This is a genomic window from Leifsonia sp. Soil_N53 (assembly GCF_057655165.1).
Genome location: NZ_JBDGMM010000033.1, coordinates 26,621 through 38,531, shown reverse-complemented (window position 1 = coordinate 38,531; position 11,911 = coordinate 26,621). Strand labels below are relative to the sequence as shown.

Here is an 11,911-nt window from a genome sequence, read left to right as displayed (position 1 = left end):
CGTCGAGCAGTCCCGCCCGCAGGGCGCGCCCGTCGACCCGGGCGCCTCCCGCGACGTGCAGGCCGTCGAGGCCGGCGGCCAGCGGCGGGAACAGCTCGCGCGCCTCCACGTTCGTCACCCTCCGCACCTCGCCGGCCGTCCGGGAGGCCGCGGCGCGGACGCGGACCCGGGCCTCCACCTCGTCGATCACCGCGGCGTCCCGGTTGACGACCAACGCGCCGGAGCGCCGGTAGCCGATGTCGTGCACGCCCGCCTCGGCGAGCCGCGCGATGAGCTCGGGGTAGAAGTCGGCGCCGCCCGCATACAGCTCGTAGAAGTCGCCGCCCGCGTTCGTGCTCCACGGCTGCACGATGCCCGCGCCGGCGTCGGTGGCCCGGCCGGGGAGGCCGGCGTCCACGATCGTGACCGCCGCGCCGCGGCGGGCGAGGGCGAAGGCGGTGCCCGCGCCCGCGACGCCGTCGCCGATCACGACGACGGCCGGTCCGGACTGCGTCGAGACGCCCTGCTTCCCCATGCGGCGACCGTACACCGGGCCGGGAGCCGGAACTGGTCCCCGCATCCCGGAATAATGGCACCCCCGCGACGTTGAACTTGAGTGCACATAACTCAACTTTCAGAAACAGGAGATCAGGTGCCCGAGAACTTCACCCCTGAGAGCGGCAGCGAGAACTCTTTCGACGAGTTCCTCTCGCGCTACCTCGCGGGCGAGCGCGCCCGCGCCGCGCGCTCCATCGACATCAGCCGGTTCCTCAGCCGGCGCACGCAGGAACTCCTCGCCGAGGCGGGCCGGTACGCCCTCGAGCACGGCCACAGCGAGCTGGACTCCCTGCACATCCTCCGTGTGATGGCCGGCGAGGAGCCCGCCGCGGACGCCATGCGGCGCATCGGCGTCGACCCGTCGACCGTCGTCACGGCCGCCGAGCAGCGCCTGCCCGCCTCCGGTGAGCCGATCGACGCCGACGGCGCCTCGATCACCGCGTCCGCGCAGCGCGCGCTGTTCCACGCCTACCAGGTGGCCCGCGCCTCCGGCTCGACGTACATCGACCCCGAGCACCTGTTCTTCGCGCTCGTGATCGGCCAGGACGCGCCCGCCGGTCAGGTCCTCCAGGCCGCCGGCGTCACGCCCGACTCGCTCACGAACGCGATGCGGCAGTCCGCCACGGTCGGCGGGGGAGCCGAGGACGCTTCCGAGACCGCGGACGACTCCGCGACCCCGATGCTCGACCAGTTCGGCACCGACCTGACCGCGCTCGCGCGCGACGGCAAGCTGGACCCGGTCATCGGCCGGCTCGACGAGATCGAGCAGACGGTGGAGATCCTCTCCCGCCGGACGAAGAACAACCCCGTCCTGGTCGGCGAGGCCGGCGTCGGCAAGACCGCGATCGTCGAGGGCCTCGCCCGCGCGATCGTCGCGGGCGACGTCCCCGAGCAGCTGCGCGACAAGAAGGTGGTCGCGCTCGACCTCGCCGGGATGGTCGCCGGCACCCGGTACCGCGGCGACTTCGAGGAGCGGCTCACCAAGCTCATGGACGAGATCAGCGCGGGCAAGGACGAGCTGATCGTGTTCGTGGACGAGCTGCACACCGTGGTCGGCGCCGGCGGGTCCGGCGAGTCCGGCGGCATGGACGCGGGCAACATCCTCAAGCCCCGGCTGTCGCGCGGCGACCTCCACCTGGTGGGGGCCACCACGCTCAAGGAGTACCGCCGCATCGAGAAGGACCCGGCGCTGGAGCGCCGCTTCCAGCCGGTGATGGTGGGCGAGCCGAGCGTCGAGGACGCCGTGCTCATCCTGGACGGGCTGCGCGCCGCATACGAGGAGCACCACGCCGTCACGTACACGCCCGCGGCGGTCCGCGCGGCGGTGGAGCTCTCCAGCCGTTACATCTCCGACCGGTTCCTGCCCGACAAGGCGATCGACCTGATCGACCAGGCGGGAGCCCGGCTGCGCCTGTCGCTCGGCAAGCGCGTCGACGCGTCCGAGCTGATGCAGCGCCTGGCGACCCTGGAGTCCGAGAAGAACTCCGCCGTGGCCGCCGAGCACTACGAGGAGGCCTCGCGCCTGCGCGACGAGATGGAGGCCGTGCAGCGGCAGATCGACGAGCTCGGCTCGGCGCCTCGCCACGCGGCCGACGCCGTCGTGGACGAGCCGGAGATCGCCGCGATCGTGTCCCGCGCGACGGGCATCCCGGTGTCCCGCATCGGCGAGGCCGACCGCGAGCGGCTCGCCGCCCTCGAGTCGGAGCTGCACGGACGTGTCATCGGCCAGGACGACGCGGTGACCGCGGTCGCGAAGGCCGTGCGCCGCAACCGCACCGGTCTCGGCGACGAGCACCGTCCCGTCGGGTCGTTCCTGTTCCTCGGCCCGACCGGCGTCGGCAAGACCGAGCTGGCCAAGTCGCTCGCGGGGTCGCTGTTCGGCGACGACAAGGCGATGATCCGGTTCGACATGAGCGAGTTCGGCGAGCGCCACACGGTCGCCCGCCTGGTCGGCGCCCCTCCCGGATACGTCGGCTACGACGAGGCCGGCCAGCTCACCGAGCGCGTGCGCCGCAACCCGTACTCGGTGGTGCTGTTCGACGAGATCGAGAAGGCGCACCCCGACGTGTTCAACCTGCTGCTGCAGGTGCTGGACGACGGGAGGCTGACCGACGGTCAGGGCCGCACGGTCGACTTCCGCAACACGGTCGTCATCATGACCTCCAACCTGGGCTCGGAGTTCCTGGCCTCCCGCAGCGGCGCCCTCGGCTTCGTGCCGGCGGGCTCCGACGGGTTCGCCTCCGACAAGGACATCCGCGACCGGGTGATGGGCAAGCTCCGTGAGGCCATGCGCCCCGAGTTCCTGAACCGCATCGACGAGATCGTGCTGTTCCGGAAGCTGGACGCCGAGCAGCTGCGCGACATCGTCCGCCTGCTGCTGCAGGCGACGGCCGCCCGGCTGGCGCACCGGTCCATCGGCTTCGACGTCACGGACGCCGCGGTGCAGTGGATCGCCGACGCCGGTTACGAGCCGGAGTACGGCGCCCGCCCGCTCCGCCGCGTCATCCAGCGCGAGGTGGACGACCGGATCGCCGAGCTGATGGTGGCAGGGGACGTCGCGGACGGCGGGACCGTCGTGGTGGACGCCGTCGACGGCGCCCTGCAGGTGCACGCGCGGGCGGTGTTCGCGGCAGCGGCATAAGGTCGCTCAGCGGTGCGAGGCGCCGGCTCCTTCGGGGGCCGGCGCCTTTTCCGTCATCCGAGGAGCTGCAGCCACCTCACCCAGAAGAAGCCGGTGGCGAGCAGCGCGATGACCAGACCGATGATCGCGGTGACCCGGCCGTTGTAGCGCACCGAGGGGTCGACGGTGGCGGCCCGCACGAGCCCGGCGATCGAGAATCCGGCCCCGAGGAGCGAGAGGACCGAGAACGGGTTGATGAGGAGCGCGATGAGCGTCAGCAGCAGGCCGGTGTAGGCCCACGGGTTGTTGCGGCGCATCTGGCGCTCGCGATCCGCGCGGCGCGGTGCGACGGCCGACCGCGGGTCGTAGCCGTACTGCTGCGGGTATGGCTGCTGTGCCGCGAAGGCGGGTTGCGTGGGATACGCAGGCTGTACGTGATACACGGGTGCAACCGGCTGGACGGCCTCGGGGTGCGGGCGTACATGCTCCGTCCAGCCCGCCCCGTTCCACCAGCGGACGCGTTGCGCGTCTCCCGGATCGGTGTACCAGCCGGCGTCAGGTGTCGTCACAGGTGCTCCTCGCAGTTCGTCCGGGCAGTCTACGGAGCACACACAGTCGCCCGGCATCCCCAGCTCGGGGCACCCTTCCTGAAAGTCCCCATAGGGGTACAGTGCGTACCTCAACCCGTCCCACAGCAGACCCTGGAAGCGTGGACCCGTGCCCAACCCGGACAGATTCCAGAATTCCCCGCGCCTGCAGGCGATCGACGAGCGTCTCGAGCCGCTGAAGCGGTTCGAGTTGCGGACTCCGCGCACCAGGAACGCCGCGATCGTGCAGTTCGTGGCGCTCGCCCTCGTCGCGGCAGTGCTCTCCGCCTTGTTCTTTCTTCCGGGTTTCCTGGGAGCCGGCGTAGCGGCGGCTGCAGGGATCAGCGACTTCAACAAGCTGCCGGCCGACCTGAACATCGGGCAGTTCGCGCAGAACTCGACCGTGTACGCCAAGCAGGGCGGCAACGACGTCCCGATCGCCCAGTTCTACGCGCAGAACCGGCGTGATGTGGGCTGGAACGACGTCGCACAGGTCGCGAAGGACGCCGCGACCTCCGCCGAGGACCCGCGCTTCTACAGCGAGGGCGCCGTCGACGTGTTCGGGACCGTGCGCGGCGCGCTCTCCACCGTGGTCGGCGGCGACGTGCAGGGCGGCTCCTCGATCACTCAGCAGTACGTCAAGAACGTCGAGGTCGAGCACTGCGAGGGGCTCACCGATCAGAAGAAGGTCCAGGCCTGCTACACCGACGCGGCCGGCGTGACCCTGCAGCGCAAGGTGCAGGAGATGCGCTACGCGGTCGGCCTGGAGAAGAAGTACAGCAAGGAGGACATCCTGCTCGGCTACCTGAACGTCGTCGGCTTCGGCGGTCAGGTCTACGGCATCGAGGCGGCGTCGGAGTACTACTTCAACACCACGGCGGCCAAGCTGACCCTCCCGCAGGCGGCGACCCTGATCGCCATCGACAACAACCCGTCCAACCTGCGCATCGACGAGCCCGACAACAAGGACAACGGCGCGGCCAACGGCTACAAGCTGACCAAGGCCCGGCGCGACTACGTGCTCGACCGCATGTACGTCAACCACAAGATCACGCTGGCCGACCGGGATGCCGCCAAGAAGACGCCGGTCCAGCCCACGATCACGCCGACCACCTCCGGGTGCGCGAGCGCCCAGCAGGTCAACGCGGCGTTCTTCTGCGACTACGTCCGCGACGTCATCCTGAACGACCCGGCCTACGGCAAGACCAGCGCCGACCGATGGGGGACCCTCAACCGCGGCGGCCTCAAGATCTACACCACTCTGAACCTCGACCTCCAGGCCGTCGCCCAGCAGTCGCTGTCCTCGTACATCCCGGGGTCGCGTCCCGACATCGACATCGGCGCGTCGAACGTGTCCGTCGAGGTCGGCACCGGGCGCATCGTCACCATGGTCCAGAACCGCGCGTTCAACAACACCGACCAGCCGCAACCGGGCACGACCGCGGTGAACTACAACACCGACGAGGCGTACGGCGGCTCGGAGGGCTTCCAGACCGGGTCGACGTTCAAGGCGTTCGACCTCGCCGGCTGGCTGGAGGGCGGCCACAGCCTCTACGAGACGATCGACGCCTCCCAGCACACCTTCCCGATGTCCGACTTCTCCAGCAGCTGCGGGCCGGTCGACGGTCCGCCGTGGCCGGTGTCCAACGACGAGGGCTCGGCGAGCCGGCTGTCGGTGATGTCGGCGACGGCGGAGTCGGTGAACACGGCGTTCGCCAAGATGGCCACCGAGACCGATCTCTGCTCGATCCTCAAGGCGGCGCAGAGCCTCGGCGTGCACCCGGCGAAGACGGGCGCGCAGCTCAACTCCTACCCGTCGATGATCCTCGGCACGAACAACATCGCGCCGTTGACCATGGCGACGGCGTACGCGGGCATCGCGAACGGCGGCACGGTCTGCACCCCGATCGCGATCGACAAGGTCGTCAACGCCGATGGCAGCGCCCACAAGGTGAGCCCGTCGACGTGCACCCAGGGCCTCCAGAAGAACATCGCGAGCGGGATCACCTACGCCCTGCAGGGTGTGATGCGCGGCGGCGGCACGGCGGCCAGCGCGAACCCGTACGACGGCACCCCGATCATGGGCAAGACCGGCACGACGGACGACTCGCTGCAGAACTGGATGATCACCTCCACCACGAAGGTCGCCCAGGCGACCTGGGTGGGCAACGTGTCGGGGTCCACCCCGTTGCGCAGCCTGGAGTTCAACGGCGTCGGCGGCGGGAACGTCAAGTTCTCGATCACCAAGCCGATCCTGAGGGCGCTCGACGCCCTCTACGGCGGCGACTCGTTCCCGAAGCCGGACAGCTCCGTCCTGTACGGCAGCCAGGTGACGGTGCCCGACGTGAGCGGCAAGACGCCCGACCAGGCGACGTCGCTGCTCCAGGGCCTGGGCCTCGACGTGACCGTCGACCAGACGCCGATCCCGAGCGACCAGCCCGCCGGCACCGTCGCGTCCACCGACCCGTCCGCCGGCTCCACCGTCGACCCGGGCGCGAGCATCACCCTCCAACTCAGCTCCGGCCAGAACCCCGCCACCCCGACCCCCACGGGCCCGCCGACCCCCCAACCAACCCCCACCAACGGCCGAGGCGGCGGCCCCGGAAACGGCTAGCCCCCCCCGCCCGCGAGCACAGGAAAAACGTCGTGAAGTCGATGAAATCGTGACGTATTTCCTGTGCTCGACGGCGCGTTAGGTGAGGGTTTCCAGGGGGTTGTGGAGCAGTTTGGTCGCGACTCCGGCGGTGACGATTCGTGCGGCGGCGGTGGTGGGTTTGCGGGCGGCCTGGTCGGTGACGCAGGCGGTGAACTCGGTGGCGAGGGTCAGGCGGGGGAAGGCGGCGAGCACTTCGCGGCGGAAGGGCTCGGCGAGGACGTCCGGGCGGACGCCGGAGATGTCGAGGGCGGTCGCGATCTCGAGGAGGTGGCCCTCGGGGTCGAACGCCGGGTCGACCTCCGGCCAGTTGTGCCGCACGATCACCTCGTGCGCGCGGGTGCGCCGCGCGGCCGGCCACCCGGCGCCCGCGGTCAGCGCCTTGGCGACGTGGCCGCCGGCGTCCTCGTAGGCGAGGGTGTGGTTGTCGAAGGCGGGGACGATCCCGATGTCGTGGAGGACGGCCGACACGTAGAGCAGCTCGCGGTCGATGCCGTGCAGCCCCTCGACGGTGGCGAAGCCCTCCGCCCAGAGCCAGGACCGCAGCACGTGGTTGAGCAGGGCCGGGGTGTGGTACTCGGTCGCGAGCTCCAGTGCGGCGCGGGCGGCGGCGGAGTCGGGAGCGGGGATGTCGGCGAGGCGCATGCCTCCATCCTGCCGCGGAGGGTCGTACAGATCCGGCCGGATGCCGCCTGATTCCGGCCCGATTGCGGGTGCCGGCAGCGCGGGCGCCCGCCACGTCTGCACCGGAGGACTTCCGGTTCAGGACCCGCCGGATCTCCTCCGTTCGCTGTCATCGCCCGGCGTGTCGCTGTGGATCTCCTCCGCTCGCAACCTGCTGCCCGGTCGCGGGTGGAGGTCAGGGGCGGGTGGGGTCGAGGACGGTGATGCCGGTGCTGGGGGCGGATTCGGCGAGGGGGAGGAGGTGGGCTGCCTCGGTCAGGCCGACCGTGCGGCCGACCAGCAGTTCGGGGTGGAGGGCGCCGGACGCCACGAGGGCCAGCATCCCGGGGTAGTCGGCGGCCGCCATCCCGTGGCTGCCGAGGATGTCGAGCTCCCAGGCGATCACGCGGTCCAGCGGCAGGACGGGCATGCCGCCGGCGAGGAGCCCGATCTGCACGTGCCGGCCGCGGCGCCGCAGCGACAGCACGCCCGCGGTGGCGGTCTCGGCGGAGCCCACCGCGTCGACGGCGACGTGCGCGCCTCCGCCGGTGAGCGCGGCGATCGCCTCCGGAGCGTCGGGTCCGGCGGGGACGGAGTGCGCGGCGCCGAGCCGCGCCGCCGTCTCCAGCGCGGCCGGGGAGCGGTCGACCGCGATCGGCCGGGCGCCGAGGGCGCGGGCGATGACGATGGCGCTCAGCCCGACGCCGCCGGCGCCGTAGACCGCGACCCACTCGCCGGCACGGAGGCCGGCGCGGGCGGTCAGCGCCCGGTAGGCCGTCGCGAACCGGCAGCCCAGGGCCGCGGCCGCGGCGTCCGGCAGGCCGTCGGGGACGGCGACGAGGTTGAGGTCGGCCGCCCGGACCACGACGAGCTCGGCGTGCGAGCCCCAGTGCGTGAAGCCCGGCTGGGTCTGCTCCGGGCAGACCTGCGCCTGGCCCGACCGGCACCACTCGCACCGGCCGCAGCCGTTGACGAACGGGGCCGTGACGCGGTCGCCGGGTCGCCAGTGCTCGACGCCCGCTCCGACGGCCTCCACGACCCCGGCGAACTCGTGGCCGGGGACGTGCGGCAGCCGCACCGAGTCGTCGTGGCCGGCCCAGGCGTGCCAGTCGCTGCGGCACAGCCCCGACGCGCCGACGCGGATCAGCGCGCCGCCGTCCGGCAGCTCAGGGGCGGGGAGGTCGCCGACCGCGACCGGGCCGGAGAACGTCTCGTAGTGCAGCGCCCTCATCGGGCCTCCTCTTCGATCGCGGCGGCCGACGCGGCTGCCGCGGCCGCACCCTCGACACCGGCGCTCCCGAGCAGCGCGACGACCGGCCGGTCCGCGTCCGCCCAGTCGAGGCCGGCGAGATCGCCCGGCCCGCGCCACTGCAGCTCGTCGTGGTCGGTGGAGGCCGTCGGCGCCGCGCCCACGAGCGTCGCCGCGTAGCAGGCGAGCTCCACCCGCCCGGTGGCGGTCCGGTCCAGGAGCGCGCCCACCCGCACCTCCACGCCGAGCTCCTCGCGCAGCTCCCGCCGCAGCGCGTCCTCCGGGGCCTCGCCCGGCTCCACCTTGCCGCCCGGGAACTCCCATCGCCCGGCGGCGTCCTTGTGCCGGGCCCGCCGGCAGGCGAGCACGGCGCCGTCGCGCACGATCACGGCGGCGACGACCTTCAGGGGCGGGCTCGATGCGGTCACCGTCCCATCCTGCCCCGTCCGGGCTGCCAGGATGGTCACGTGACCGACACGAACCCCACCGCCCTGCTCGTGATCGACCTCCAGAAGGGCGTGCTGCCCGGCTGCCTGGACGCGGACGGCGTGGTCGCTCGCACCGCCGCCCTGGTCGACCGGGCGCGCGCCGCCGGTACCCCGGTGGTCTGGGTCCAGCACGAGGAGGAGGACCTCCCGTGGGAGAGCGCACCGTGGCAGCTCGCCGACGCGCTGGTGCCCGCGGCGGGGGAGGCGCGGGTCCGCAAGGAGTACCGCGACGCGTTCGCCGGCACCGACCTGGACGAGGTGCTGGAGGCGCTCGACGTCACCCGCCTGGTCGTCGCGGGCGCGCAGTCCGACTACTGCATCCGCACGACGACGCAGAGCGCCGCCGTGCGCGGCTACGACGTGGTGCTCGTCGGCGACGCGCACACCACGACCGACGCGGAGTGGGACGGCGTGACCATCGCCGCAGAGCAGATCGTCGCGCACACCAACCGCTACTTCTCGGGGCTGCGCTATCCGGGCCAGGAGTTCGGGGTGGCGAGCGCGGCGGAGGTCGAGCTCTAGCTCTCGCTCACCGCCGCCCTCACGGCGTCCAGCGCAGCTCGATGATCTCGTGGGCGTCGCTGAGGTAGAACACGTTCTGCGTCCCCCCGTCGACCTCCACGAACGCGACGGGGTCGCCGACGATCGGCGGTGCCCCGACCAGCGGGCCGATGTCGTTGGTGTGCCAGACGCCCTCGCGCCACCAGAGCTCGTGGACGAGGCCGTCCTGCCCCGTGAAGATCACGTGCTGCGTCGCAACCGGCTGGAACAGGCCGGCCTCGAACGCATAACCCGCCGGGCTGGAGGTCGGGTACGGGGTGACCGCGCCCGCCGCCGTGGTCAGGTCGTAGTGGTGCCAGCCCGACGTGTCCCACCACAGCTCGTGCAGGTGCCCGTTGCCGCCCACGTAGTCGATGTGCTGGGTGCCCTGCCCGCGGAACACGTAGCCCGTGACGGTCTCCGCGTCGCTCACGACCGGCGCGCCGGTGGCCGCGGTGAGGTCGCCCCAGTGCCAGGCGGAGGCGTCCCTCCAGAACTCCAGGAGGTGCCCCAGCTCCGTGCGCACCAGAACGTGCGCGGTCTTCTGATCCTCGAACGAGTAGCCGGTCGGCGCGGCGTCGGGCGCGCACGGCGGGGCTCCGGTCGCCGCCGTCAGGTCGAGGTCGTGCCAGCCGTCGCCCGAGTTGCTCAGCTCGTGGATGTGGCCGCCGCCGCGGGCCTGGTAGACCACGCGCTGCGTCCCGTCGTAGTACGTCTCGTACCCGAACGGCTGCGAGAGGGTGAGCGGCGCGTGGGCGGCCTCGGTGAGGTCGTTCGCGTTCCAGCCGTCGTCCTCCGTGTACCAGAGTTCGTGCACGTGACCGTCGAACCGCTGGCCCTGGTACACCACGTGCTGCGAGCCCTGGTGCGCCCAGATGTAGCCGTTGGAGTTGGTCGCCGCTGCCGCGCCGCCCGCCTCCGAGACCAGGTTCTTGACGTACCAGTCGTCGCTCGCGCTGCAGTACAGCTCGTAGAGCTGGCCGTCCCCTCCGGTCTGCGAGTTGTAGCCCTGGAACACGACGTGGCGCGTGAACTGCGCGAACAGCCACGCGGTCGGCTGGTAGACGGCGTGCGGCGCCCCGGAGGTCGCCGTCGTCAGGTTCTTGAGTCTCCATCCCATGGTGCCCTCCGATCGTCCGGGCGTCGGCGTCGGAAATCGGCGTTGACAGCACCCAGAGTAGGCGCGTCCCGGCCGCCGGTGACTGGCGGATTCGGACGAGCTCAGGGTCTGGCGTCCAGGGCGGCGCGCGGGCGCATCGCCCAGAACACCACGGGCACCAGCAGCGCGGAGAGCAGCCCGCCCGCGATCGAGAGCAGGGCGTAGCCCGCGCTCGCCATCACGACGCCGGACATCGCGCCGCCGCCCGCGCCGGCCAGTGCGATCAGCACGTCGATCGTGCCCTGCGTGCGCGCGCGGTTCGCCGGGACGGTCGCGTCGACGACGAGGGCGGTCCCCGAGATCAGGCCGAAGTTCCAGCCGAGGCCGAGGAGGGCGAGGGCCAGCACCAGGAGGCCGAGCGAGTCCGCGGGCGCCACCGCGCCGACGATCCCGGCGGCGAGCAGTGTGACGGCGGCGGCGATCGCGATCGGGATCCGGCCGACCCGGTCCACGAGCAGGCCGGTGAGCGGCGACGGCAGGTACATGGCGGCGATGTGGATGCCGATGACAACGCCGACCTCGGACAGGTCGTGATGATGGGCGCGCATCTCCACCGGTGTCATGGTCATGATCGCGACCATGGCGATCTGGGTCAGGATCATCACGGCGGCGCCGACGATCGCGCCACGGCCGACCGGCGGGAGGGGAGGGGATGCGCTGGTCGCGGTCGCCGGCTCCTCCGCTGTTGTCTCGTCTTCGGCTGCCGCATCCTCGGCTGTCGACTCCTCCGTCTCCTCCGCCTCCGCATCCGCCGCCAGCCGGCGCGCGAGCAGCAGCGGATCGGGCCGGAGCAGCACGGCCAGCACGAGTCCCGCCGCGAGGTACGCCGCGGCGGCGAGCAGGAACGGCCCTGCCAGCGCCGGGATCCCCAGCGCGGCAGCCACCGAGCCCATCGGCGCAACGAGGTTCGGGCCCGCGACCGCACCCAGGGTCGTCGACACGAGCGCCACGCTCACCGCGGTGCCGCGGGCGGACGGCGCGGCGAGGTCGGAGCCGGCGTAGCGCGCCTGGAGGTTCGTCGCGGTGCCGGCGCCATACACCAGGAGGGCGACGAACAGCAGCGGGATGTTCACCGTGGCCGCCGCGACCACGACGCCGAGCGCGCCGAGCCCGCCCGCGCAGAAGCCGAGCCCGAGGCCGACGCGCCGTCCCCGGCGCTGGCTCACCCGGCCCACGACGAAGGCGGCGCCCGCCGAGCCGAGCGTGAACAGCGCGGCGGGGAGGCCGGCGAGCGAGTCGGCGCCGACCAGCTGCTGGGCGAGGAGCGCCCCGACCGTGACACCGGCGGCGAGCCCGGCGCCGCCGAGCACCTGGCTGGCGACCACCACGGTCAGCGTGCGGCGCTGCACGCGCTTGCGCAGCTCCTCGTCCGCCGCTCGGATCCGGTCGCCGGAGGTCACGACAACTCCATGGCT

10 protein-coding genes are annotated in these 11,911 nt (G+C 72.3%); 3 read left to right on the top strand and 7 right to left on the bottom strand.

From position 1 onward, the window contains the following. Positions 1–514, bottom strand: a 514-nt coding sequence (locus tag AC3A3H_RS02595) for an NAD(P)/FAD-dependent oxidoreductase (RefSeq protein ID WP_487612980.1), incomplete at its 3' end; no start/stop codon positions are given. A 117-nt stretch (positions 515–631) separates the two neighbouring features. Here AC3A3H_RS02595 and AC3A3H_RS02590 point away from each other — a divergent pair. Beyond that, positions 632–3,178, top strand: coding sequence for an ATP-dependent Clp protease ATP-binding subunit (locus AC3A3H_RS02590; RefSeq protein WP_487612979.1), 2,547 nt, complete (start codon positions 632–634; stop codon positions 3,176–3,178). A 53-nt stretch (positions 3,179–3,231) separates the two neighbouring features. Here AC3A3H_RS02590 and AC3A3H_RS02585 read toward each other — a convergent pair whose 3' ends face one another. After that, entirely contained in the window at positions 3,232–3,726 is a 495-nt protein-coding gene (locus AC3A3H_RS02585) for a DUF2510 domain-containing protein (RefSeq protein WP_487612978.1), read from the bottom strand. 148 nt (positions 3,727–3,874) lie between these two features. On the opposite strand from AC3A3H_RS02585, the gene AC3A3H_RS02580 reads away from it, so the two are divergent. After that, a complete protein-coding gene (locus AC3A3H_RS02580; RefSeq protein ID WP_487612977.1) occupies positions 3,875–6,358 on the top strand; it encodes a penicillin-binding protein in 2,484 nt (827 codons plus the stop codon). A 78-nt stretch (positions 6,359–6,436) separates the two neighbouring features. Here AC3A3H_RS02580 and AC3A3H_RS02575 read toward each other — a convergent pair whose 3' ends face one another. The 3 genes from AC3A3H_RS02575 to AC3A3H_RS02565 all read right to left on the bottom strand — a co-directional run bounded on the left by AC3A3H_RS02575 (position 6,437) and on the right by AC3A3H_RS02565 (position 8,737). Then, complete coding sequence (locus tag AC3A3H_RS02575) at positions 6,437–7,042, bottom strand: HD domain-containing protein (RefSeq protein WP_487612976.1); 606 nt, start codon at positions 7,040–7,042, stop codon at positions 6,437–6,439. A 214-nt stretch (positions 7,043–7,256) separates the two neighbouring features. Beyond that, positions 7,257–8,291 (bottom strand): zinc-dependent alcohol dehydrogenase family protein, encoded by a 1,035-nt coding sequence (locus AC3A3H_RS02570; RefSeq protein ID WP_487612975.1) that lies wholly within the window; start codon positions 8,289–8,291, stop codon positions 7,257–7,259. Further along, positions 8,288–8,737 carry a (deoxy)nucleoside triphosphate pyrophosphohydrolase gene (locus tag AC3A3H_RS02565; protein ID WP_487612974.1) on the bottom strand — a complete coding sequence of 150 codons (450 nt, stop codon included), beginning with the start codon at positions 8,735–8,737 and terminating at the stop codon, positions 8,288–8,290. Before AC3A3H_RS02565 ends, AC3A3H_RS02570 begins: the two co-directional genes overlap by 4 nt. Before the next feature lie 39 nt (positions 8,738–8,776). Here AC3A3H_RS02565 and AC3A3H_RS02560 point away from each other — a divergent pair, with 39 nt between their 5' ends. Further along, a complete protein-coding gene (locus AC3A3H_RS02560) occupies positions 8,777–9,319 on the top strand; it encodes a cysteine hydrolase family protein (protein ID WP_487612973.1) in 543 nt (180 codons plus the stop codon). Between the two features lie 19 nt (positions 9,320–9,338). Here AC3A3H_RS02560 and AC3A3H_RS02555 read toward each other — a convergent pair whose 3' ends face one another. Further along, a complete protein-coding gene (locus AC3A3H_RS02555) occupies positions 9,339–10,457 on the bottom strand; it encodes a hypothetical protein (RefSeq protein ID WP_487612972.1) in 1,119 nt (372 codons plus the stop codon). 101 nt (positions 10,458–10,558) lie between these two features. Continuing rightward, the gene (locus tag AC3A3H_RS02550; protein ID WP_487612971.1) at positions 10,559–11,896 is read right to left on the bottom strand and encodes an MFS transporter; all 1,338 of its coding nucleotides are present in this window, start codon (positions 11,894–11,896) and stop codon (positions 10,559–10,561) included. Positions 11,897–11,911 lie beyond the last annotated feature (15 nt).